This is a genomic window from Mucilaginibacter dorajii (genome assembly GCF_024808255.1).
GTDB classification, from domain to species: Bacteria; Bacteroidota; Bacteroidia; order Sphingobacteriales; family Sphingobacteriaceae; genus Mucilaginibacter; species Mucilaginibacter dorajii.
In genome coordinates, this window is sequence record NZ_JANTYS010000009.1 from 195567 (window position 1) to 220763 (window position 25197).

The window sequence follows — 25197 nt, forward strand, 5'->3', positions numbered from 1 at the left end:
GTGATTTATTACAAAACTACTAATTTGAAATGAAGTACAGGTACGCATAAACAATTGGTGCAGCCATTAACAGCCCGTCGAACCTGTCTAACAAGCCGCCATGGCCTGGTAATATGCCGCCGCTGTCCTTCACATTAATGCTGCGTTTAAACATTGATTCTACCAGATCGCCCATGGTACCAAAGCACGAAATAAGGATGGCCATGGTTACCCATTGTTTCCAGGTATATTCTACATAAAAATGGCTTAATATCAATGCCGCTACAGCGCTGATGATGATGCCGCCAATTAAACCTTCGTAGGTTTTTTTAGGCGAATGCCTTTCAAACAGCTTGGTTTTACCCAATTTGCTGCCTACCAGGTAAGCGCCGGTATCGTTACTCCACAGCATGATCAAAAATGCCAGCGGTACATGAAAGTTAAAGCTTTCGCTGCCCTTAATAAACGCCATGGCGTGGAAAAACATAAAAGGCATTACTGCAAACAGGATACCCAGGAAAGTAAAAGCGATATTACTGAACGGGGCCTGTGTTTTTTTATAAAGCTCTTGTATAAAAACAGCGCTAAACGTTACGGGCAGGCAAAAAATAAAAGGCCATGCCGGGAAATAACAATTGGCCGCAAAGAACAGGAACAGCAGTCCTCCGTTAATAATCCCGGTTTCGCGACTTGCTTTGATGCCGCTTTCGCGTACCAGCTTGTAAAACTCAAACAGGCAAAGTAAAGACAGTGCCAGGAAAAAAATGCTGAAAACATAGGGGCCCAACAAGTTAGAGCCAATCATTACAATGATAAAAAAGAAGCCGGTTATGGCGCGTAATCTCATAAACTAATTTGATTGAGGATCATGATCTCGATGGCCTTGCTAAAATCCTCCTGGTGAATGTAAACTTCAATATCGCCAAAGGCCTTGTGCGATGAATCTTGTTTGTTTAATAATACGGTATCAATATGGTGGCCGGTAAGTACCTGCTTAACAATCTCTGATTGGTAAAAATTGGATGACGCAAAAATTTTGACCCAGTTTTTTTCCATCAATTCAATGTAAGCTTTTTATCCATAGCCACTTTACGGTATACAAACAGCAAAAATAAAACAATTATCAAGCTAAAAGCATAGGCCCCCAAATTAAATACATGCTGATCATCAGGATCTAATTTAATGGCTTTATGCTGAAACAGGTAGGTTATAACCACTGCCGAGCTATTGTTTAAAAAATGCGCCCAAACACTCGTCCAGATGCTGCCGCTATACACCACAAAATAACCAAATATAACGCCCAGGAAAACCCTTGGCAAAAAGGTAAAAAACTCCATATGAAACGCGCTGAACAAAATGGCGGTTATCCAAATAGCAGCGTGTTTGTTTTTTGTCCACTTTAAAAATATCGTTTGAATAACTCCGCGAAACAAAAATTCTTCGGCAATGGCGGTTAATAAACCAACTACAAAAACGGCCCAAAGCATATCCCAAATGGTATTCATATGCAGCATGGCCTCGGTGGCTTTTTGTGCGGCCTGCTCGGCGTTGCGCATCCAGTCTTCAAGGCCTTTTAACGCATGGGGTAATACCAGTTTTTGGTTAATATTGCTTAGCACCTCCATTGTTGGCATGGAGAAAAGCATAATGCTGAATACGATGGCCAACAAAACAGGGGTGAATTTAAATGTTGGTTTAAGATATTCCTGTGGCTGATGAACAATGAGCCGGGCAAAAATAACCGGCGCTATAAACAGGGGTATGGTGGTGCTTACTATTTGTAATATCCACAAGGCAACGCCTACATGAGGGTCTTGCGTATTAAACCCGAAAGTGTTGGTTAACGTTTTTAAACCAAAGAGCGCCAGGATTATACCAGCAGCGATAGCCGTAAAAACAAATAAAGCGGCAATGGTTATTCCCACCAATGTCAAAAATTGTATAAAAGGACTGATATAACTGCGTTGTGGTATATACTCCTTGATGGGCTCTTGTATCATTTGGGGTAAAAATCGTATTTTTGCAGGGATAAAGATAAGGATGTCTGTACAAATAGGAAATATTGATTTAGGGGAGTTCCCGCTGTTGCTGGCGCCGATGGAAGATGTGAGCGATCCTCCTTTCCGTTACGTGTGTAAGCAAAACGGTGCGGATATGATGTACACCGAATTTATCTCAAGCGAAGGCCTGATTCGCGACGCGGCAAAAAGCCGTCAAAAGCTTGATATTTTTGAATACGAACGCCCTATCGGTATCCAGATCTTCGGCAGTGATATTGATCATATGCGCGAAGCTACGGAAATCGCTTCTTTAGCCGGTCCCGATTTGATGGATATCAACTACGGCTGCCCGGTAAAACAGGTAGCCTGCCGTGGTGCCGGTGCCAGTTTATTGCAGGATATTGATAAAATGGTAGCCATGACCAAAGCAGTTGTTAACGCTACGCACCTTCCGGTAACGGTAAAAACCCGTTTAGGCTGGGATGATAACACCAAAAACGTTTACGAAGTTGCCGAGCGCTTACAGGATGTGGGCATTAAAGCCCTAACCATCCATGGCCGTACCCGTGCACAGATGTATAAAGGTGTTGCCGACTGGTCGTTGATACGTGATATTAAAAAGAACCCGCGTATAAAAATCCCCATTTTCGGTAATGGCGACATCGATTCGCCCGAAAAAGCCGCAAACTGGAAAATGGAATTTGGCGTAGATGGCATGATGATTGGCCGCGCGGCCATTGGTTATCCCTGGATTTTCCGCGAGATCAAGCACTTTTTTAATACCGGCGAGCATTTAGATAAGCCAACCATCACCGAACGGATTGCAGCCTGCTCAACCCACTTGCAAAAATCTGTGGAGTGGAAAGGACCCAAAACGGGCATTTTTGAAATGCGCAGGCACTATTCAAACTATTTTAAAGGGGTTGATCACTTTAAAGAGTACAGGATGAGGCTGGTAACGGCAGCTAACTTAGAAGAGGTTAACCAGATACTGGCTGAAATAGATGAAAAATATGCCATCGAAATGGCGTAATATTTGTTCGGAAATTATATATTTGAATTTAACGACACAAAATCCACATGGTTACCACTATAACTGAAGGTGTTAAGGTTTCCATCGAAACCATATATCAGCCCGAATACTCAAACCCGGCTAATGATCACTTTATGTTTGCCTACAAGGTACATATCGAGAACATGAGCAACTACGCTATACAATTAATTAGCCGCCACTGGTACATTTTCGACTCAAATGGCGCCAAACGCGAAGTTGAGGGGGAAGGTGTAGTTGGTCAGCAACCAATCATTGAGCCTGGTCACGCCCACGAATATGTATCGGGCTGCAACCTTAAAACCGATATGGGCAGCATGAAAGGCGAATACCAAATGAACCGCTTGCTGGATAACGCCAGTTTTAATGTACTGATCCCGGAATTTTATCTGATTGCTCCGTATAGGATGAATTAGCTCCCCGGCCCCCTAAAGGCTACCGTGTACCCACATCCTTTTTGTTTAAATAAAATGTCATTTCGAACGAGCAAGCGCGGGAAAAAGCGGGGGTGCGAGGAGAAACTCTCTCTTGAGCGCAGCGAAAAATCTTGCACGCCTTGCACGGCCGAATGTCCGCTTTTACAAGATTTCTCCTCACCTCCGGCGCGCAATCCCTACTGGTTCGTTCGAAATGACAACGTTTTTTGTTAATGATATGACTCCAAAAGGATATGGGTACACGGTAGCCCTAAAGGGGGAGAAAAAATATAAAAGCCCAGGTAATTGTTTGCCGGGGTTTTATTGTTTAAGGGAGTGTTCTGTGATTTTAAACCTGCTGATTAGCGAAATAAAAAAATAAATATCATTTCTTAATCTACGTCAAGTGCTACCGGTTAAAATGGCCCCATCTTTGAATCAACAAAACAATACATCACTTAAACAATTAAAAACATGAGCACTATCACCACAAAAGACGGAACCGAAATTTATTACAAAGACTGGGGAACAGGAAAACCACTGGTATTTCATCATGGCTGGCCATTATCGGGCGACGACTGGGATGCCCAAATGATGTTTTTCCTTAAACAAGGCTACCGTGTAATTGCACATGATCGCCGTGGTCATGGCCGGTCGACCCAGGTTGCCGGCGGACATGATATGGACACTTACGCAGCAGATGTTGCCGCACTTACCGAAGCGCTTGACTTGAAAGACGCCATTCATATAGGGCACTCTACAGGTGGCGGCGAAGCCATTCACTATGCAGCTAACCTTGGTAAAGGCCGTGTAGCTAAAGTAGTATTGATTAGCGCCGTTACCCCGTTAATGGTACAAACCGAAAATAACCCCGATGGCGTGCCAATGGCCATATTTGACGAAATTAGGCAGGGTACCGCATTTAACCGGGCCCAATACTTTAAAGATTTTACTGTTCCGTTTTATGGATACAACCGTGAAGGTGCCAAAATATCGCAAGGCATTCAGGATAATTGGTGGCGCCAGGGTATGATGGGCGGCGTAAAAGCGCAACATGATGGTATTAAGGCTTTTTCGGAAACAGATTTTACCGAAGATTTGAAAAGTGTAGATATCCCGGTTCTGGTTTTGCATGGCGAAGATGACCAGATTGTTCCCTTCCCTATTTCGGGCGCTAAAGCATTTAAATTACTGAAACATGGCACGCTGATCTCTTATCCTGGTTTCCCTCATGGCATGCCGGCTACAGAAGCAGATACCATTAATAAAGATTTATTAGCTTTCATTAAAGCATAAGCTTATTTTGAGCATCTTTTGTAAACAATAATACCAGGCAAAAAAGGCTGATTTTCATCGATGAAAATCAGCCTTTTTTGCCTGGTATGTACGGGGTTATCTGTGCTTTTCGTGTTCCTGTGGTTTTGGTTTGTTTTGTGATCGATGTTGTTGATTTACCGGGTGTCTTGACGGAACAGAAGGCACATGCTGAGCATTGTTGTTTGCTTTTGCCGGTTTATTGTTGCCGCGGTGTTGGTTGTTATCGCTTCCTTCCGGTTGAGAATTATCGACGTTTTGTTTTTTTACGACATTGCCCGGATTATCTTTTTTTGCAGTATTAGCATCTGGTTTATTTCCCGGATTAAGCGAATTCGCTGCATTATGCCCTTCTGACGTAAAGCGACTACCGTTAACCTTATTCATAGCCGTTGTAGTGGGGCGGCCGTTGTTAACTTTAGCAAACTGGTTTTGATCTTTTACAGCAACCTGCCTGTGGGTAACCTGGTCGGCAGTTGGTTGTACGTGATCTTCCTTACTGGCAGCAATCTCTTGTGGTTTTGGTTTGGTGGTTATCCCGCCTGGGCCATTAAAGCTTGTATTATTATTTACGGTAACATTATTAATCACTGTTTTATTAACGTATGTGTTGTGCACAACGGTTGTGTTTACATTTACCACAGCTGTATTATACTGAAATGAATTACCAGCCCAACGGCCACCAACATATCCGCTTCCAGCGTAGCCATATCCATAATTAACCCCACCATAAAAGCCAATATGCCGCCCCCAATAGCCTTCGTGGTACACGTAAACGTTTCCATCATATCCCCAATAACTTGGTGTCCATAAATAACCCGGCTGCGGCGGACTTACCCAAACACCAGGAACCCAGTAATAACCACCATCCTGATCATAGGCCCAGTAGCCCGGTGTCCATAAATAACCATCTACCGGGCAAGCGGGTTGCGTATATACAGGCAAAACAGGCGGCGCAACATTTATAGATATACCCACGCTAATTTGCGCATAGGCTTTTATCGAAGCCAATGAGACAAACAAAAGCATACAAAACAAACAGGTTAACTTTTTCATAATATGTTTTTTTGATAAAACTATCTGCCTTAAATGAGTTTTGGATTAAGTTTTGGGCAGATAGATGAACAGAAAATGAAGATTGATAAACTATAGAGCCTGTTTAAATTTCTTTCAAAAATATGTTTATATCCTCCATTGAGCACGTCTACACCCGTCATTGCGAGTTATAGAATCCGCGGACTGTGAAGGTGGAAATGACGCAGATAGCATGGCGGCGAAGACTCACCCGCCAGCGCTACGCGCGGCCCCCTCTCTTCGGCTTCGCCGGAAAGAGGGGTTTGGAAATTCTTGAATTTATATTGCTTGTAATCAATTGATTAACTATTAAAACCCCTCTTTCCACCGCAGGTGAAGAGAGGGTGGCGGGCGAAGCCTCGCCGGGTGAGTCTTCTGCGCCCGGTTTACGTCATGCCTTCCTTCGGAGGCCGCCGGATTTCAAAACCCGCAATGACGATCTTTTTATTTTTAAACAGGCTATATATAAATATCTATTTATGAGTGCCGGCCGGGGCCCTTCATTTCCTTTTTTATCTGCGGGTTGGATAAAATCTGTTCAATATCAATCGTGGTGCTTAACCGTCTGAATTGGCATGGAATAACGATCCCTGTTACATCCGCCTTTTTTTTAGGCAGGTGTAACCTATTTTTAAATCGTGTTGTCACAGTCTACAAATACACCATTAGGGTGATTGTAAAAAGAGAAATTTATTAACTTATTAAAACTTAAATAAAATGAATACCGGGAACTTAGGAATATTAGCAGGCATTGTGATATCGCTTGGCTTTTTCATGATGATATTTGCAATCATCTACTTATACAAACGTGAAAGAATGGCCATGATTGAACGCGGCATGGATCCACGCGCGTACAAACCACAATCGGCACCTTATCAGAATTTAAAATGGGGTTTACTGTTGATCGGCTCCGGCATCGGCCTGTTTTTGGCCTTTGTTTTAAGCCATGGCGTTTTCAGAGATATGGACGATGAAGTGTTTTTCCTTTACTTGTCCTTAATAGCCATATTTGGTGGAGCAGGCCTGTTCCTGTCATACAGGATAGAGAAAAAGGAAGTGTTGGATAGAGAAGAAGCGAGGTTAGAAAAGTAAAAAGATCAACAGCGTTAGTGACTAATTATGTCATTGCGAGGAACGAAGCAATCGCGAACTATGCAGATCAATCCTGCTAACGTGCGATTGCTTCGTTCCTCGCAATGACATTTTGTACTTTACACAAACATTGGCTTTGAACGCGGGCGAAGACTCACCCGGCGAGGCTGCGCCCGCCACCCTCTCTTCACCTGCGGTGGAAAGAGGGGATTTAACAGTTAATCAATTGATTACAAGTAATATAAATTCAAGAATTTCCAAACCCCTCTTTCCGGCGAAGCCGAAGAGAGGGTGCCGCGCGTAGCGCTGGCGGGTGAGTCTTCGCCGCCATGCGATCTACGTCATTTCCACCTTCACAGTCCGCGGATTTTTCAACTCGCAATGACATTTTTATTTATGCTCTATTATATATCACCCAATACTATACCGCCCCCTGAATATATTCAGATGGTGTAACTCATGCCCGGCCATCATATACACAAATGCCCTTACGGTAAAGCGAGCCTGGCTGGCAATCCCATCGCGCAGCAATTGCTCGTCGCTGAATGATTTAACCAGGTAGATGTTTGACTCCCTTGCTGCCTTAAATTCTGCAGCCAGATCCTGCACCGTACGACTATCCGAATCGGAATTGGCCACATACACATCCTGGTCGAACCCGGGCAGCTCAATATGGTTGCGAGAGAATACCATGGCGCGGTATGCAAACGTGCGCTCAGTATCAATCATGTGGCCAAGGGCTTGTTTAATCGTCCATTTGCCTAGGGCATAGGCGTAAGCACCTTGTTCTTCTGTAAGACTGCTGAATAATTGGTAGCTTGAGATCATCAGATCCTCTAATTTTTCGATAACATTTTCATCGGGTACCAATGCTACATAACCCGCTGCAAACGGTGAATATTCGTCAGGATTTGGTCTGCTTATCATTACGTGTGTTTTTTAATACTATCCTAAATGTTGTGCCCTTACCTAATTCAGAGTCTTTTACAAATATCTGCCCGTTGTGATAGTTTTCTATCATACGTTTGGTGAGCGACAGTCCTAACCCCCAACCGCGTTTACGGGTAGTATAACCCGGCTGAAAAACGGTATCGAACTTTGAGCGCGGTATGCCCTTGCCGGTATCGGTTACATCAATAAATACCTGGTTTTTTACTTTATTGCCGCCAATCTCTATTTTGATGCTTCCCTTGCCATCTATAGCATTTACGGCATTTTTCAACAGGTTTTCTATCACCCAATCAAACAGCGGAATATTAAGTCCCGCTTTTAAATGCGGGTTTCCTGATAACTCAAAACCAATATTTTTACTTACCCGCACTTTAAAATAATCAACAAAATCTTTTACAACGGCATAAACCCCATGCTCCTCTAACACCGGCTTAGATCCGATTTTTGAGAAACGATCGGCCACAATTTCAAGGCGTTTTACATCGTTTTCCATTTCGGCAACTAATACATCATCTTCGGCGTTGAATTTTTCCTTCATCAGCTCAATCCAGGCCATTAAGGATGATATTGGCGTTCCCAACTGGTGAGCGGTTTCTTTGGCCAAACCAACCCAAACCTGGTCTTGCTCTGACTTACGCGACGAACTGAATGCCGTATAAGCCATCAGTAAAAATATAGCGATAACTGTGAGTTGCACATACGGAAACAGGCGTAATTGCTGCAACAAGGCCGAATCTTTATAATAAACAAAAGTTTCTTCTCCTAAAATTTTCAATTTAATGGGCTCATGCTGACTTTTCATATACTCCAGCTCTTCCTTAAAATAGGCGGGATCGTATTTTTTACCAGGCGAAGGCAGGTCAATATAATTTTTGGTAGTATCCAATCCGCGTACCCCTTTGATATCGCCTTTGGCATCAGCAACAATAGCAGGCACCGTTAAACTATCACGAACGGCAAGGGTGTACTGTAAAAAGTCGTTATCATCTGAGTTGAGGATTTGCCGCATACTCATGGCCCAAACCTGTGCCCGTGTACGTTCGGATTTGGCAATGTTATGCACCAAATAATTGGTATAAAATAAACTACCGCTGGCAATTACACTTGCAAACGCAAGCAGTAAATACTTCCATCTTCTTTTTCGCTGATACGGGTTTAAACTGGCCACGGTTCAAATAACGTAAAATTGCGCTGTAAAATATAATTTTTGTTAGCAGGGGTTCATAGTTCATGGATAATAGTTCATAGCCGAATAGTAAAAGAGCAAAACCATGAACTATGATCCATGAACCATAAGCTTTTTCAACTTATCTTTGCCCTCATCATGACCGATAAAAAAGTAAGAGTTCGTTTTGCGCCAAGCCCGACGGGTGGTTTACACCTGGGTGGGGTGCGTACTGTGTTGTTTAACTATTTATTCGCCAAAAAACACAACGGCGATTTTGTTTTGAGAATTGAGGATACCGACCAAACCCGTTACGTGGAAGGTGCCGAACAATATATTTTAGATTGCCTGGCCTGGTGCGGTTTACAGCCGGATGAAAGCCCTGTAGCCGGTGGCCCCTATGCCCCGTATCGCCAAAGCGAACGTAAAGCGGCTTACCGCCAGTATGCCGAGCAATTGGTTATGCAAGGCCATGCTTACTACGCGTTTGATACCGCCGAAGAGCTGGACAAAAACCGTAAGGAGATCCCCAACTTTCAATACGGCCTGGCTCACCGCGAAGCCTTGCGCAATTCTATCGCGTTGCCGCAGCATGAGGTTGATGCGCTGTTAGATGCGCATACTCCCCACGTGATACGTATAAAAATGCCTGCCGATGAAACGGTGAGCTTTAATGACCTCATCCGTGGGCATGTAAGTTTTGAAACCAACCAGGTTGATGATAAGGTATTGTTAAAGGCTGATGGTATGCCTACGTATCATTTGGCTGTTGTGGTTGATGATTTCCTGATGAAGATAACCCACGCTTTCCGCGGTGAAGAATGGTTGCCATCGGCACCTGTGCATTTGCTGCTTTGGGAATATTTAGGTTGGAAAGCCGATATGCCGCAATGGGCGCATTTACCATTGATATTAAAACCCGATGGTCATGGCAAGCTAAGCAAACGCGATGGCGCACGCCTGGGCTTCCCGGTTTATGCCATGAGTTGGTTTGATGCCAAAACCGATGAGTTAACACCGGGTTTCCGCGAGCTGGGCTTTTTGCCCGAGGCTTTCATTAACCTGTTAGCAACCTTAGGTTGGAACGACGGTACCGACCAGGAAATATTTACGATTGACGAACTGATTGAAAAATTCTCTTTGGATCGAGTAAGCAAAGCCGGCGCGAAATTCGATTTTGAAAAAGCCAAATGGTTTAGCGCCGAGTGGATCAAACGATCTTCCGTTGACAGTTTGAAGTTGGCAGTTAGCACTGTTTTGGCGGATAAGGGAATAGTGGTTACGGATGATGCTAAATTGGAAACGGTTATTAACCTCATTAAAGATCGTTGCGTAGTACTGCCCGATTTTTATCAGCAGGCAGGCTACTTTTTTGAGCAGCCTAAAGAATACGATTTGAACGCCGTAAAACCTAAATGGACAGATGCTAAAACAGATTTCTTTGGCGCGTTTACGGGGTTATTAAAAGCCGAAAACACCATTGAAGCCCATGACCTGGAAGCCAAATTTAAAGCTCTTGCCGAAACAAAAGGCCTGAAGGTTGGCGATGTAATGCTGCCTTTCCGCATTATGCTGGTTGGCGGCAAGTTTGGTCCGCATGTGTTTGATATTGCGGCATTGTTGGGTAAAGATGAAACTGTGAGCAGAATAGGGAAAGCGGTTGAGGCGTTTACGGCTTAATTACCATTTATAAACCATGTCATTGCGAGGCACGAAGCAATCTCATGCTTTACAGGGCAGATTTGCAAAGTTCGCGATTGCTTCGTTCCTCGCAATGACATGATATATTGGATTTGCATATAATAAAAACGGCCTTGCTGCGGAATGCAGCAAGGCCGTTCTATATGATCATAACTGCTTATTTAAGCGAATAGATCCAGTTTATGATCTGCTTGAGTTCTGCAGGTTTCAGGTTGGGATGGGCTGGCATATCTACATCGCCCCAAACACCATGCCCCCCGGTTATCACTTTTTTGGTAAGGTGACCGGTTGATACCGCGTTGTTAGGATACTTTTTAGCAACCTCGGTAAACGCCGGGCCGACAGATTTTTCGGCTACCTTATGGCAGGCCTTGCAATCAAGCGACATCATTAATGCCATGCCCGCGGCGTTGGCTTTTACATTGGCCAGTTTCAGCTTCAGGTCAGGCGAATCCTGTCCCGCCAAAATGGCTATGGTTTTACTTTGCGTGGCCGCGCCTTCATCATCAGCTACCGAAACCGATACATTGTAATTGCCCCGTTTAACATACGTGTAAAGCAACTTAGGTACTGTAGTAGTTTTTTTAACCCCGTTACCTAAGTTCCAGGTATAGGTCATTTTGTTTTTCTCCGGATCGGTTGCTGCAACGGTAAGCGTTACCGGTAATGGCAGTTTGCCGTATAATTTATTAGCCGCAATGCTTTTTATCTCTGGCGCACGGTTGCCCGTATTGTAATCAATCCGGGCTAAACCGGCATCTTTGTTTTTACTGAACCAACCAGAGCCATACTCTAATATATAGATCCGGCCATCCGGACCCATTTCCATATCAATAGGCGAGTTAAATTTAGTGCCTGCCATAAACGGCTCCATTTTATCCAAATCGCCGTTTGGCTGCAGGGTAAGTACTTTTATCCAGCCGCGGATCCAATCATAAAAAAATACTTTTTTGTTATAGTAATCGGGCATACGCGCGCCTTTAGGGAACATATCCGAATAATAGATCGGCCCGGCCATGGCAGTACGGCCGCCCGAACCTACCTGTGGAAACTCTTTAGAATCGCCGTAAGGGTACCAGATCATCGCTTTTTGTGCCGGTGGTAATTCTCTTAATCCAGTATTATTTTTTGAATCGTTAATAGGGTGCAAGGGATCGAACGCTGGTCCAGACACACCGGTTGCATAATCATACGGACGATAAGGAATATTGGGACCGATAAACAAAGGCCAGCCAAAAAAGCCTGCGGCTTTGGCCTGGTTAAACTCATCGTAACCGCGCGGTCCGCGAGTGGCTAAGCTATCGTTATTGGCATCGGGACCAACCTCGCCCCAGTACAGGTAGCTGTTCTTTTTGTCAACGGCAATTCTGTACGGGTTTCTATCGCCCATTACATAAATCTCTGGCTTGGTACCGGCTGTGCCTGGCTTAAATAAGTTACCGGCGGGGATGGTATATGTACCATCATCCTTCATTTTAATCCTTAATATCTTGCCGCGTAAATCGTTGGTGTTACCAGCCGAACGCCTTGAATCGTGATTTATATAATCGGGACGATCATCTAAAGGAGCAAAAGCGTGAGTATCATGCGGCTGGTTTTTGCCTTCGTCAAAAGGGGTACTGTTATCCCCGGTAGATACATACAGCATATGATCTGGCCCGAAAGCGATAGAACCACCAGTATGACAGCAGATCTCGCGCTGCGAATACAGCTGTAAAACTACCTTCTCGGTTTTATTATCAATAGTATCACCGGTCATGGTAAAACGAGAAAGGCGGTTAACCGATGTATCTGAAGGGCTGTAGTAAATGTAAACGTAGTGGTTATCCTTAAAATTAGGGTCTATCTGCAAGCCCAGAACACCTTCTTCGGCATTAACGCCTTTGGTGTGTACCGTTTTAAAATAGGCATCTAAAAAGCCAACTTGTTTAACCGTTTTAGTGGCATTTTTAAACAGCATGATCTCGCCGCGTCGCTGAGTTACCAAAATATCAAGGTTAGGTAATACGGCCATTTCTGTCGGCTCGTAAAAGGTGCCCTGGATCAACGATGTTTTGCTAAAGCGGTTTTCTTCGGGCACACGCAGCGTGGTACATTTTGAATAGTCCAACTTTTTATTATCGCCAATGGCATATTGAATGCCGCCAAGCAGGTGTTTTAAATAGGCAGGATCGCTGTATGATTCGTCGGTATGGCCAAGTTCGGTATAAAAGGCCCTGCCATTTTCAAAATTATGGAACCAGGCCATTGGGTGGTTTGCGCCATTTGTACCGCCTTGATAGCTGCTTTCATCAATATTGATGAGTACATGAATATCCGGGCTAATCATTTTAAAATTGTACCACTCATCTTTTCTTTTCCATTCATCAGGTAAAGCACGGGTTGCGGGGTGGTTTTTATCAATCACTTTTAAAACAGCCTCTTGCTGGGCAGGGTGGCTGTCAAAGTAAGCGCCCACTAAGCGCCCATACCAAAGCCAGTCGTACTCCGCATCGGCGGCAGCATGTACGCCAACGTAGTTTCCGCCTGCCTGCATGTAGCGCTCCAGGTCGGCTTGCTGATAGTTGTTAAGCATATAGCCGGTGGTGCTTAAAAACACAACCGCCGAATATTTTGACAGGTTGGTTTCGGTAATTTTCGCGGCATCAGATGTGGTATCTACCGAGAAATTGTTTTCGACACCCAGTTTAATAATTGCTGCAGCACCCACCGGGATAGAAGCATGATGGAAGCCGGATGTTTTGGTAAAAACAAGCACTTTGGGTTTGGTGACTATTTTACCAAAATTAAATACCAGCACACAAAGCGCCAGCAGTAAAGTAAGTTTTAATCGCATAGGGTTAATAAAAGGTTTTATCAGTTTTTTGACAATAATTTCGGCCCCAAAGATATCATTTCAATCGATTGCGTAATAGAAGTATCTTAAATATTACAACATAATTATTTGGGAAAGAGAGCGGTCTGGCGTCGCCCAATGCAACAAAACCCGGTGTTGAGTTAAGTTGTTTTACTTCTGAGAAAGCCAATGGACATGAAATCGTCACGATTGTAACAAAATTGAGTATTTAGTATTAATTTATTATAAAAAGTAATAAATTATTGACAAAGTGGGGTTTATGAATTACTTTTAAGTCCCCTTAATTAAATGTCATGATCCGTATACGGTCTAAGAACGTGCTATTGGTTGCTCCCGATAATTTTTCGGTAGAGCTGTTGCCGAACAATAAACAGTTCCGCCACATTTCTGCTACCGGTAACATTTTCCCATCCATTCATGAACAAAAACCCAATGTAGTGATTTTTGATTACGATCATTTGAGCACCGACATTGAAAAGATTCTACGCCGCATTCAATCAAATACAGCTTACAACAAAATAAAGATCTGCTGCTATAAACAAAAGGAACACACCAAAGTAGATGCCCTGTTAAAAGTGTTAGGTGTTGATCAGATCTTTTATCCTCACGATTTTAAACAACCCCAAAAAGGCAAAAACATGGTAGCCGCTGTTACCAATGTTTTTGATGCTACGGTAATGAGTTTGCTGGCGAAGGCTTCGAATTAAAATTATTTAGTAAAATTTGTCATGGCGAGCGCAGGGCGGCAATGACAAACAGGTTCTAAATTCAAAAAGCTACCCCTTTAGGGGCCACCGTGTACCCACATCTTTTTTGTTTAAAGAAAATGTCATTTCGAACGAGCAAGCGCGGGAAAAAGCGGGGGTGCGAGGAGAAATCTTGTACGCCTTGCACGGCCGAATGTCCGCTTTTACAAGATTTCTCCTCACCTCCGGCGCGCAATCCCTACTGGTTCGTTCGAAATGACAACGTTTTTTGTTAATGATATGACTCCAAAAAGATGTGAGTACACGGTAGCTTTAGGAGGCTAAATCCACTCAAACTTAGTATAAGGCACCAACACCTCCGGTATCTTAATGCCATTCTCTGTTTGGTTATTTTCTAACAAAGTAGCAACAATACGTGGCAAGGCCAGGGCGCTGCCGTTAAGGGTGTGCGCTAATTGCGTTTTCCCTTCGGCATTGCGGAAACGCAGTTTTAGGCGGTTGCTTTGAAATGTCTCGAAGTTTGATACTGATGATACCTCCAGCCAGCGTTGCTGGGCGGCGCTCCAGGTTTCCATATCGTAAGTTAAGGCCGAGCCGAAACCCATGTCGCCACCGCAAAGGCGCAACACGCGGTATGGCAGGCCCAGATTTTTCAACAGGCCCTGTACATGGGCGCTCATTTGCTCCAACGTATCATATGAAGTATCGGGGTGTACAACCTGTACAATTTCTACCTTATCAAACTGGTGTAAGCGGTTCAACCCGCGCACGTGTGCGCCATATGAACCAGCCTCGCGGCGGAAGCATGGTGTATGACCGCAATTTTTTACCGGCAACTCATCGGCTTTCAAGATCACATCCCTAAACATGTTGGTGATCGGCACTTCGGCAGTTGGGATCAGGTATAGGTTATCTATACCAACATAGTACATCTGGCCTTCCTTATCGGGCAACTGTGATGTACCAAACCCAGATGCTTCGTTCACCATCAGCGGTACGCTTACTTCGCTGTAGCCAGCTTTTTCGGCTTCGTCAATAAAATAATTAATAAGTGCGCGTTGCAGCTTGGCCCCTTTGTTTTTATATACCGGGAAACCCGCGCCGGTTATTTTAACACCCAATTCAAAATCTATCAGGTTATATTTAGCGGCCAGTTCCCAGTGCGGCAATGCATTCGCTGGCAGCTCGGGCTTGGCACCATTCTCTAAAACAACCTCGTTTTCTTCGGGCGTTAAGCCTTTGGGTACCGAGCTGTGTGGCAGGTTGGGCAATAAAACCAATTTCTGGTAAAGCTCTTCTTCGGTAGCGGCAAGCAGGTCACCAAATTTTTTGATGTCTTCTTTCCAGGCACCGGTTTTTGCTTTGATCTCTTCCGCCTCGGCTTTTTTGCCACCGCGCATCAGTTCGCCAATTTGTTTGGCAGCTGCATTGGCCTCGGCCGATACGTTATCCATGCTGGTTTGGGTTGAACGGCGTTTATCGTCTAACTCAATTATTTCATCAACTAACTCTGGCTGTTTAAAATTTTTTACAGCCAAACGCTCTAAAACCTGTTCCCTGTTATCACGGATATAACTAACTTGCAGCATTATTTTATTTTTTAGGCAAAGATATAATTAGTTCATAGTTTATAGTTCATAGTTCATGGCTGATTTGTGAATTTAGTTCATGGCGTATAGTTCATGGTTCATAGCAGATCTGTGAATATTGTACGGTAGCTTTTATTATAAACGATACTCCATAGGCTATGAACCATGAACTATTAACTATGAACCAAACAGGCAAATTATATTTAGTACCAACACCAATAGGTAATTTAGAAGATATCACCCTTCGCGCGCTTCGTATATTGAAAGAAGTCGACCTGATCCTGGCTGAGGATACACGTACTTCGGCACCCTTATTAAAGCACTTTGACATTCAGCAAAAGGTATTCGCGCACCATCAGCATAATGAACATCAATCATCAAACGAGATCATCAAGTTTTTGCTGCAGGGACAAAACATTGCTTTGATCTCTGACGCGGGTACGCCGGCCATATCTGATCCTGGCTTTTTCCTGGTGCGCGAGGCTTTAAAATTTAATATCGCTGTTGAATGTTTGCCCGGGGCCACGGCTTTTGTACCGGCGCTGGTTAATTCGGGCTTCCCTACAGATAAGTTTTGCTTTGAAGGTTTTTTGCCGCTTAAAAAAGGCCGCCAAACACGCTTTAAATTTTTAGCCACCGAGGAGCGCACCATTATACTATACGAATCGCCACACCGTTTATTGAAAACACTGGAAGAAATGGCTACCTATTTTGGTGCCGACCGCCAGATCTCGGTGTCGCGCGAACTGACCAAAATGTTTGAGGAAACGGTACGAGGCACAGTTGCAGAGGTAAAACTGTACTTTGAAACACATCCGCTGAAAGGTGAGTTTGTAATGTGCGTTGCCGGGGCCGAACCGGAGGTAAAATCGTCAAAAGACAAATATAAATACGACACTGAAGATTAACACGCCATGGAAGCATACCTTAACAGCGCAATAACCCAGTTTGCCTATTACCGCAAATTAGGCGAAAGAACATTTGAGCAATTGAATGATGCCGACCTGTTTTGGCGCTTTAATGACGAGAGCAACAGCATTGCCATTATCATACAGCACATGGCCGGCAATATGCTTTCCCGCTGGACGGATTTTTTAACCTCAGATGGCGAAAAAACCTGGCGCAATCGCGATACCGAATTTGAGGATACGGTAAGTACCCGCGAAAACCTGTTGGATACCTGGAACACCGGCTGGGATTGCCTGTTTGATGCCTTAAACTCCATTAGTGCCGACGACTGGGAAAAAACCATTTACATCCGCAACGAGCCGCACCGCATTGAAGATGCCATCAACCGGCAGCTGGCGCATTATCCATACCATGTTGGGCAGATAGTTTTTATAGGCAAGATGATTGCCGGCGGCAAGTGGCAATCACTATCAATCCCCAAAGGCAATTCCGAAAAATACAACGCCGATAAATTTGCCAACCCGGGCGGCACGTTCAAATAGTTTCGACAACACATATTAATGAAAAAAAATCTTCCTTTAGCCTTTCTTTCCGGTTTATTACTATGGATAGGATGGCCGCCAACGCCTTATACAACCTTCCTGCTTTTTATTGGTTTTGTACCGATGCTACTGGCGATAGAAAACGTCATTCAATCCACATCGGCAAAAAAAGGAAGGCAGATCTTCAATACGGCTTTCATTGGTTTTTTTGTTTGGAATACCGCCTCTGTTTACTGGGTTTATAACGCGCTTAAAATAGTTGGCCAGGTGGTGGCTATACCCATTACGCTCATTCCTTACTCGCTCGGCCCGTTGTTAATGGCTACGGCTTGCTGGTTGTATTACCGGCTAAGGCTATTAACCGGCCGTAACTGGAGTCTGGCCGGCCTGGTTTGCCTGTGGATAGGCTACGAATACCTGCACCAAAGCTGGGACCTCAATTTTCCATGGATGACGCTTGGCAACGGTTTTGCGGTAAGCCACCAATGGGTGCAGTGGTATGAGTATACCGGGGTTTATGGCGGTACCGTTTGGATATGGATTGTAAATATCCTGGCGTTTTTAATTTATATGGGGCTGCGCGAGGCGCAAACAAAAAAAGTAAGGTTAAGGCTCATCAGTGCTTTTGTGCTGGCTATTGTATGCCCTATCAGCTTTTCTTTATATACCTATTATAATTATACTGAACAGCCCGACCCATCGAATATTGTTGCTGTTCAGCCCAATATCGATCCATACGATAAGGAAGGAACCATCCCAACTGCATTGCAAATAGATATCATGATCCACCTCTCGCGGGATATAGCGCAGCCTAATACCGAGTTTTTTTTATGGCCCGAAACTGCCATCCCCGACTATATGGACGAGGACAGGATCTTAACCGACCGTTATTATAAACAGGCCCATTACTTTTTACGCGATTATAAAAACGGCAACCTGCTTACCGGCGGCGAAACCTATAAGCTATACAACAACCGCGCAACACCAACCGCAAGCCCAACACAGGAGCAGGGTGTTTTTATGGATAACTTTAGCACTGCTATCAATATCGAAAACGAGGGCAAACCCCAGTTTTATCATAAATCGCGCCTGGTACCTGGAGCAGAATCAATGCCGTTTGGTAATGCGCTTTCATTTTTGAAGCCGGTATTTGAACACCTTGGCGGTGCTACGGGGGTGTATGGTACCCAGTCGGACGCCGAGGTTTTTTATTCGCAAAGCGGTATTGGGGTCGATCCGGTTATCTGCTACGAATCTATCTATGGTGCTTACGTGGCCCGGTCAGTAAAAAAAGGGGCGCAGTTCATCGCCATTATTACCAATGATGGCTGGTGGGAAAACACATCGGGGAAAGATCAGCACCTTGATTATGCCAAGCTTCGTGCTATTGAAACCCGCAGGTGGGTGGCGCAGTCGGCCAATACCGGCATCTCGGCATTTATCAACCAGCGCGGCGATGTTGTACAACAAACCAAATGGTGGACAAAAACCGCCATTAAACAGGATATCAACCTCAACTCCGATATTACGTTCTACGTGGAACACGGTGATTATCTGCCCAAAGCGGGCAGCGCAATTGCTGTTTTGTTGATATTGTTTATTGGGGTGAAGCCATGGTTGAGGAAGAAAGTAGCGGTTGTGTAAAATGATTGTGGCGTAAAAACCCAGGCTTCCTTCACCAACTCAACCTCTCCCCCTGTTATGCCGAGTTGTAAAATTTCGCGAAATTCTGAAGATGGAATGACAATATAAAGCTACCCTCTCCACCCTGTCATGCTGAGGAACGAAGCATCTATTAGCGAACTTTACAGGGCGAAAATGTATGGCGTAAATAGATGCTTCGTTCCTCAGCATGACAGGTGGTTTTTAAACACGTCATGGGTAGCAATAAAGCATCTATTAGCGAACGGCGCAAGACGAACAGGCATGGCGCAGATTAGATTCTTCAAACGTTCAGAATGACCGCTTTTTTAGGTTAGGAGTATACTTTGCATACGCCTAACCACTTGATTATCGACAATCGAAACGCGGACCACAAGCGGGACGCTTGCGGCAGCGCCGGCGGCCAATGCTTTTTCATCTGCACATCTGAAATCTGCACATCCAAAAATCTACCTCTCATTCCTTTTAATAATAAACGCCAGCAAATCGTGTATGGGTTGTTTGATCACTTTGCCGGTTTTTACACCTGCCTGGTGGCAAAGGGAGGTAAGTTCTTCGGCAAAAAAATAGGCTATGGAGCCTACAAAATGGCATTTGTACTTATGATATTCGGGGTACGATTTAATATTGGTTTCAATAAATTCGGTTAAGCCTTTTTCTAAAAGTGCCTGTCCGTAGGGAGTTGTCTTAATCTCGCTCACAAATTTAGAGAATGTAGCCAGGTAAGTATTCCCGTTAGGTTTTTGGTATACGTTTTTGATAACAATATCCTTGTTAAGGTGATAGGTCTCCTCAAATTTGCGGTTGATATCGGCAGGCATAAGCCCATACAAAAAATCGGTGATGAGGGTTTTGCCAAACCAGGTACCGGCTCCTTCATCGCCCAAAACATACCCTAAACCGTGGTGGCCTTCAAAAATATCTTCGCCATCAAAAAAAGAAATATTTGAGCCGGTGCCCAACACACAGCATAAGCCTTTTTCATGTCCACAGGTTGCATAGGCGCAACCCAAAAGGTCGCTATCTACACAAATATAGGCTTTAGGAAAATAGCCGCTTATGGCGTTTGATACAATTTCATGTCTATCAGGGCTGGAGCAGCCTGCCCCAAAAAAATAGATCTCCTCTACCCTATCGGCATAAGCCAGCATCTCTGGCACCTGGTCATAAATGATACGGGCAATTTCCTTTTCGCTTAAAAAATATGGGTTTAAGCCCGATGTTTTGAATGAAACCGGTTCCTGTTGAGGAATATGTAGTAACCAGTCTGTTTTTGAAGATCCGCTATCAGCTACTAAAATCATGCAATAAGTTCCTCAAGAGCCTTTGTAGTTAATGGCTTATGGATAAACTGTGTAATATATTTATTGCTTGCCGATTGTTTCATATCAACAGGGTCAAGCGATGATGAAAGCATAAATATTTTGATGTCTTTTTTTTCGATATCCAACCGATCATACTCCTGTAAAAACTCAAACCCGCTCATAGTAGGCATCCGGATATCCAGGAAAATAACGTCGGGCCTGATCACACCGAAACGCAACGAATCAATAGCCTCTGTTGGCGATTGGCGTACAATGATAGTTTCGGCAAAATTGCTGGCTTCCAAAACCTTGCGCGTCACAAAGTTATCGATGTAGTTATCATCAATCAGCAGGCAGGTTTTGTAGCGATTTGACATCTTTTCAAAGATATGCGTTTACAAACAAATAAAAAACAATACTTTTTGGGTATTTACTGTATACTGATACTGTTGGTAATTTGTTTCAAAGTAATTTCGGCTTGTTTAGATTGATACTGGGCGGCAAAGAAAGTTGACTGTGCTGCAAGGTAATTACGCTGTGCCTCGCGGATCTCCAACGGGGTAATATTGCCCAGTTTGTATTTTTCTAATGAAATATCAAGGTTCTTTTTGGCTATAACCACATTAGCCTGCCCAAGCCTTATCAAATCCAGGCCTGATAGGTACGCGGCAAACAGCGTATTTACCTGCGTTTCGATATTAAGCTGGATTTGTTTGGCCGAAATATTGGCATTATCTATCTGGATTTTGGCATTTCGTTCCTTACGGGTTTGGTTAAAGCCATCAAAAATATTGATGGTGGCGGTTAAGCCGTAGTTTAGCCCATGTTGATTTTGCGCCAGGGTAAAACCTGCAGGCGTTTTATTATCACTAAAGGTATAGCCTGTGGTTACGCCCACCTGCGGGTAACGGGTAGCGCGCACCTGTTTCAGGTTGATCTCGGCCAGGCGGCGGTTTAACTGGGCCGATAATATGGCCGGGTTTTGTGATTGCGCGTTGTTGATGATGTCGCCTAACATCAGCTTTTCATCAATCATGATGGTATCGGCAACAGAGAAATCGGTTTGCAGATCGCGTACCAGGAGCTGGTTTAGCTGAATTTTTAAGGTTTTAAACAGCTGGGACTGGGTAACCAGGTTAGCAGTATCGGTATTTAAATTTACCTGCGCATTCAGCACATCTAATTTAGATGCCCGGCCAACATGAAATTTATCATTGGCGTAACGCAGCTGGGTGTGCGAAATATCAATGGCTCCTTTTAAAGCCTTGATCTGCTCGTTTTGGCTGATAAGGTCGTAATAGGTATTGATAACCGTGGCTACCGTATTTTGTATGGTATCCTGCAACCGTAAAGCGCCTAACTGATCAAGCTGCTTTAACCTATCGTAGTTGGCAAACATTCCAAAGCCGTCAAAAATGGTCCAGTTGAGGGCTACGCCATAGTTAATCCCTGTATTAGGCGCGTTATTGATATTATTAACAGTACCATCGCTTCGGGTTTGCTTTGTGGTTAAACGGCTGTTGGTTGATGCAAAATTGCCATTAACCTTTGGCAAAACACCGGCATTACCCAATGTAACATTGTTAGCAGCAAGGGTTTTATTATTTTGCGATAGCTTAATATTATAGTTGTTTTTCAGGGCTATCTCCACCGCTTCCTTAAGGGTAAGCATCGGGGCATCCTGCGCCATGGCCTGTACACCCAAAATGGCACAGCAAAAAACCAGGAACGCTATTTTTTTAATGATCATATCGCTTAAAGATTTTCAATCAATTTTATTTCTTTGTGTTCTGCCGCGGTTTCTTCTTCCGGTTCTTCATCAGGGTCGCGGCGGGTTTTTGAGGCGAAGATCACATACATCAATGGTATAATGTATAAGGTTAACACCAATGAAAACAGCATGCCGCCCATAATTACTATCCCCAGCGATGTACGGCTTTTTGCACCTGCTCCCAACGCGAACGCGATAGGTACCGACCCCAACACCACAGCTAAGCTGGTCATTAATATTGGGCGTAAACGCGCGGTTGCGGCCTCAACGGCGGCCTCATACTTGGCAACGCCATGTTCCATCCGTTGGTTGGCAAACTCTACAATAAGGATACCGTTTTTGGTTACCAAACCTACCAGGGTAATGATGCCTATCTCGCTAAAAATATTAAGTGTTTGGTTAAACAACCATAAAGACAGGAACGCGCCCGAAATTGCCAGCGGTACGGTAAGCATTACTATAAATGGATCCATAAAGCTTTCAAACTGGGCGGCCAATACCAGGTATATCAGCAACAGTGCAAAACCAAAGGCAAACAAAATATTTGACGAACCTTCGGCATAATCACGTGAGGGCCCACTTAAAGCTGTGCTAAAAGTATCGTCTAAAAGACTTTTTGATATCCGGTCCATTTCGGCAATACCATCGCCAACGGTTTTACCCGGTGCCAGGCCGGCCTGTATGGTGGCCGATTTGTAGCGGTTAAAATGATAAATAGCAGGAGGCGTAGCACCCTCGGTTGTTTTTACTACGTTATCCAACTGCACCAGGTTGCCCTTGGTGCTGCGCACATATACAGATCGCAAATCCAACGGCTGATCGCGATTGGCTCTATCAACCTGGGCTATCACCTGGTATTGCTTTCCGTTAATGAGAAAATAATCTAACCTCCCGGCACTATAATAAAGCTGCAGGGTTTGTGCAATATCATCAACAGAAACACCTAAATCCCTTGCCCTGTCCCTATCGGTAACAACCCTCAGCTCGGGCTTGGTAAATTTAAGGTTTACATCCGTTCCCTGGAAAACCGGGCTGCGCGATACCTCAGCAAAAAACTGCGGCAGCACTTTCCTTATCTTTTCAAAATCCTGGTTTTGTATTACATATTGTACCGGTAATGATGTACGTGCGCCGCTACCGCCGCCGCTTATGGTTTGCTCCTGCACTACAATGGCACGGGCATCGGGCATTTTACTTAATTTTTTATTCATCCAGTCGGCCAGTTGTTGCTGGGTACGCGTACGTTCGTCTGGTGCGGTTAAACCAATACGGCCAAAGCCGGAGTTTGCCGAACCGCCACCGCCAAAGGATGGCGAAACAATTTCCAGGTTGATATTGGCCTCAGGGATGGAATCGGCAACCAGGTTAGATACCTTATCCATGTATCTGGTCATATACTCGTAAGTGGCACCTTCAGATCCGGTTACGCTGTAACGCAGTAAACTGCGATCATCCAACGGCGCAAGCTCAGATGGGATAACCTTAACCAATACGCCAATGATAACCAATGATACCGCCAGGATCACAAACGATACCCAACGCACTTTCATAAACCTGATGAGCGTTTCTGTATACGAGGTGGTCATGTTCACAAAAAACGGCTCGGTCCGTTCGTAAAACTTCGATTTTTTGTTACTCTTACGAATCAGCTTTACGTTAAGCATAGGTGTTAAACTCAGGGATACAAAAGCAGAGATCAACACCGCGCCGGCGACGACGACCGCAAACTCGCGAAACAAGCGGCCTGTAAAGCCCTGTAAAAAAACAATTGGCAAAAACACAGCGGCCAGTGTTACCGATGTAGATACCACCGCGAAAAAGATCTCGGCCGAACCTTCAAAAGCAGCCTTGCGGATAGCCATACCAGCCTCTACCTTTTTGTAAATGTTTTCGGTTACCACAATACCATCATCTACCACTAAACCAGTTGCCAGTACAATACCCAGCAGGGTAAGAATATTGATAGAGAACCCAAAAATATACATGATAAAAAACGCGCCGATCAGGGATACCGGGATATCTATCAGCGGGCGGAAAGCGATAAGCCAATCGCGGAAAAACAGGTAGATAATGATAACCACCAGTATAAACGATATGATCAACGTTTCCTGCACCTCGGTAATGGATTGGTTAATGAACCGGGTATTATCCAAAGCTACTTTTACCGAAATATCCGGCGGAAGATCTTTCTTGATCTGGGCCAGCCTGGTATAAAAATCTTTGGCAATTTGTACATAGTTGGCTCCTGGCTGCGGCACAATAGCCAGACCCACCATAGGTACCCCCGATTCTTTAAAGATGGTTTCCTCATTAGCCGAACCCAGAACCGCGTAGCCAATATCGCTCAGGTGGATAACCCGACTGCTATCGGCACGTATAATAAGGTTGTTAAAGTCTTTTTCTGTTGATAGCTTACCCAGTGCCCTAATGGTTACTTCGGTATTATTGCCTTCAATTTTACCGGCGGGCAGCTCCACGTTTTCTTTAGATAAGGCCGCACCAATATCGGTGGCGGTTAAGCCCAGGGCCGATAGTTTATTAGGATCTATCCATAAACGCATGGCGTACTGACGCTGGCCCTGTATGTTAATGGTACTTACACCGGGTATGGTTTGCAAACCTTCCTGCAAAACGTTCTCGGCATAATCATCTAACTGCGTAATGTTACGCGTGTCGCTGCTTACGGTAAGGGTGATGATCTGATCGGCGCTGGCATCGGCTTTGGTAACTACCGGCGGCGCGTTAATGTCCTGTGGGAGCTGGCGCTGGGCCTGGGCTACTTTATCGCGCACATCATTCGCGGCAGTTTCCAGATCGGCATCCAGGTCAAACTCAACCGTGATATTACTTGAACCAACTGAGCTGGTTGATGATATATTGCGGATACCTGGTACACCATTGATGGATTTCTCCAATGGCTCGGTAATTTGCGATTCGATTACATCGGCATTGGCGCCAGAGTAGCTGGTAGATACCGAAATAATAGGCGGATCTACCGATGGGAAATCCCGCACACCTAAAAACTTGTAGCCGATAATACCAAACACAACAATAACTACAGACATTACTGTCGCCAATACCGGCCTTTTTATACTAACTGAGGATAAACTCAT

General features: G+C 44.4%; 21 protein-coding genes. 9 read left to right on the top strand and 12 right to left on the bottom strand.

Going from position 1 to position 25197, the window contains the following annotated elements:
• Positions 1–19: 19 nt before the first annotated feature.
• Genes FHS10_RS14480 through FHS10_RS14490 form a run of 3 tightly spaced genes read right to left on the bottom strand, consistent with a single transcriptional unit; the run spans position 20 to position 1979 of the window.
• On the bottom strand, positions 20–826 hold the full coding sequence (locus tag FHS10_RS14480; RefSeq protein ID WP_259091682.1) for a phosphatidate cytidylyltransferase: 807 nt from the start codon (positions 824–826) through the stop codon (positions 20–22).
• A complete protein-coding gene (locus tag FHS10_RS14485) occupies positions 823–1035 on the bottom strand; it encodes a putative signal transducing protein (protein ID WP_259091683.1) in 213 nt (70 codons plus the stop codon). Before FHS10_RS14485 ends, FHS10_RS14480 begins: the two co-directional genes overlap by 4 nt.
• A complete protein-coding gene (locus FHS10_RS14490; RefSeq protein WP_259091684.1) occupies positions 1035–1979 on the bottom strand; it encodes a CPBP family intramembrane glutamic endopeptidase in 945 nt (314 codons plus the stop codon). The genes FHS10_RS14485 and FHS10_RS14490 overlap by 1 nt, the downstream gene beginning before the upstream one ends.
• A 40-nt stretch (positions 1980–2019) precedes the next feature.
• Here FHS10_RS14490 and dusB point away from each other — a divergent pair, with 40 nt between their 5' ends.
• From dusB to FHS10_RS14505, 3 genes are all read left to right on the top strand, one after another.
• Positions 2020–3012 (top strand): tRNA dihydrouridine synthase DusB, encoded by a 993-nt coding sequence (dusB, locus tag FHS10_RS14495; RefSeq protein WP_259091685.1) that lies wholly within the window; start codon positions 2020–2022, stop codon positions 3010–3012.
• 47 nt (positions 3013–3059) lie between these two features.
• On the top strand, positions 3060–3446 hold the full coding sequence (gene apaG, locus FHS10_RS14500) for a Co2+/Mg2+ efflux facilitator ApaG/CorD (protein WP_259091686.1): 387 nt from the start codon (positions 3060–3062) through the stop codon (positions 3444–3446).
• 474 nt (positions 3447–3920) lie between these two features.
• A complete protein-coding gene (locus tag FHS10_RS14505; RefSeq protein WP_259091687.1) occupies positions 3921–4742 on the top strand; it encodes an alpha/beta fold hydrolase in 822 nt (273 codons plus the stop codon).
• Between the two features lie 96 nt (positions 4743–4838).
• On the opposite strand, the gene FHS10_RS14510 is transcribed toward FHS10_RS14505, so the two are convergent.
• Entirely contained in the window at positions 4839–5816 is a 978-nt protein-coding gene (locus FHS10_RS14510) for a YXWGXW repeat-containing protein (RefSeq protein WP_259091688.1), read from the bottom strand.
• 735 nt (positions 5817–6551) lie between these two features.
• Here FHS10_RS14510 and FHS10_RS14515 point away from each other — a divergent pair.
• Positions 6552–6926 (top strand): DUF6249 domain-containing protein, encoded by a 375-nt coding sequence (locus tag FHS10_RS14515; protein WP_259091689.1) that lies wholly within the window; start codon positions 6552–6554, stop codon positions 6924–6926.
• Positions 6927–7337: 411 nt separating this feature from the next.
• On the opposite strand, the gene FHS10_RS14520 is transcribed toward FHS10_RS14515, so the two are convergent.
• On the bottom strand, positions 7338–7853 hold the full coding sequence (locus FHS10_RS14520; protein WP_259091690.1) for a DinB family protein: 516 nt from the start codon (positions 7851–7853) through the stop codon (positions 7338–7340).
• Positions 7831–9045 carry a sensor histidine kinase gene (locus FHS10_RS14525; RefSeq protein WP_259091691.1) on the bottom strand — a complete coding sequence of 405 codons (1215 nt, stop codon included), beginning with the start codon at positions 9043–9045 and terminating at the stop codon, positions 7831–7833. The genes FHS10_RS14520 and FHS10_RS14525 overlap by 23 nt, the downstream gene beginning before the upstream one ends.
• A 117-nt stretch (positions 9046–9162) precedes the next feature.
• Between FHS10_RS14525 and gltX the strand changes: the two genes are divergently transcribed.
• Positions 9163–10722 carry a glutamate--tRNA ligase gene (gene gltX, locus FHS10_RS14530; RefSeq protein WP_259091692.1) on the top strand — a complete coding sequence of 520 codons (1560 nt, stop codon included), beginning with the start codon at positions 9163–9165 and terminating at the stop codon, positions 10720–10722.
• Positions 10723–10900: 178 nt separating this feature from the next.
• Here the strand turns inward: gltX and FHS10_RS14535 are convergent, their stop codons facing one another.
• Positions 10901–13579, bottom strand: coding sequence for a ThuA domain-containing protein (locus FHS10_RS14535; RefSeq protein ID WP_259091693.1), 2679 nt, complete (start codon positions 13577–13579; stop codon positions 10901–10903).
• Positions 13580–13893: 314 nt separating this feature from the next.
• Between FHS10_RS14535 and FHS10_RS14540 the strand changes: the two genes are divergently transcribed.
• The gene (locus FHS10_RS14540) at positions 13894–14307 is read left to right on the top strand and encodes a hypothetical protein (RefSeq protein ID WP_259091694.1); all 414 of its coding nucleotides are present in this window, start codon (positions 13894–13896) and stop codon (positions 14305–14307) included.
• 320 nt (positions 14308–14627) lie between these two features.
• On the opposite strand, the gene serS is transcribed toward FHS10_RS14540, so the two are convergent.
• Positions 14628–15896 (bottom strand): serine--tRNA ligase, encoded by a 1269-nt coding sequence (serS, locus tag FHS10_RS14545; protein WP_259091695.1) that lies wholly within the window; start codon positions 15894–15896, stop codon positions 14628–14630.
• A 179-nt stretch (positions 15897–16075) separates the two neighbouring features.
• Here serS and rsmI point away from each other — a divergent pair, with 179 nt between their 5' ends.
• Genes rsmI through lnt form a run of 3 tightly spaced genes read left to right on the top strand, consistent with a single transcriptional unit; the run spans position 16076 to position 18991 of the window.
• Positions 16076–16804 carry a 16S rRNA (cytidine(1402)-2'-O)-methyltransferase gene (gene rsmI / locus FHS10_RS14550; protein WP_259091696.1) on the top strand — a complete coding sequence of 243 codons (729 nt, stop codon included), beginning with the start codon at positions 16076–16078 and terminating at the stop codon, positions 16802–16804.
• A 6-nt stretch (positions 16805–16810) separates the two neighbouring features.
• Positions 16811–17347, top strand: a complete 537-nt coding sequence (locus FHS10_RS14555; protein ID WP_259091697.1) for a DUF1572 domain-containing protein — start codon at positions 16811–16813, stop codon at positions 17345–17347.
• Between the two features lie 18 nt (positions 17348–17365).
• The gene (gene lnt / locus FHS10_RS14560) at positions 17366–18991 is read left to right on the top strand and encodes an apolipoprotein N-acyltransferase (protein WP_259091698.1); all 1626 of its coding nucleotides are present in this window, start codon (positions 17366–17368) and stop codon (positions 18989–18991) included.
• Between the two features lie 467 nt (positions 18992–19458).
• Here lnt and FHS10_RS14565 read toward each other — a convergent pair whose 3' ends face one another.
• From FHS10_RS14565 to FHS10_RS14580, 4 genes are read right to left on the bottom strand one after another with little or no spacing between them, the layout of a single operon-like run.
• Entirely contained in the window at positions 19459–20313 is an 855-nt protein-coding gene (locus FHS10_RS14565) for an N-acetylglucosamine kinase (protein WP_259091699.1), read from the bottom strand.
• A complete protein-coding gene (locus FHS10_RS14570; protein ID WP_259091700.1) occupies positions 20310–20690 on the bottom strand; it encodes a response regulator in 381 nt (126 codons plus the stop codon). The genes FHS10_RS14565 and FHS10_RS14570 overlap by 4 nt, the downstream gene beginning before the upstream one ends.
• A 53-nt stretch (positions 20691–20743) precedes the next feature.
• A complete protein-coding gene (locus tag FHS10_RS14575) occupies positions 20744–22063 on the bottom strand; it encodes a TolC family protein (protein WP_259091701.1) in 1320 nt (439 codons plus the stop codon).
• A gap of 5 nt (positions 22064–22068) precedes the next feature.
• The gene (locus FHS10_RS14580; protein ID WP_259091702.1) at positions 22069–25197 is read right to left on the bottom strand and encodes an efflux RND transporter permease subunit; all 3129 of its coding nucleotides are present in this window, start codon (positions 25195–25197) and stop codon (positions 22069–22071) included.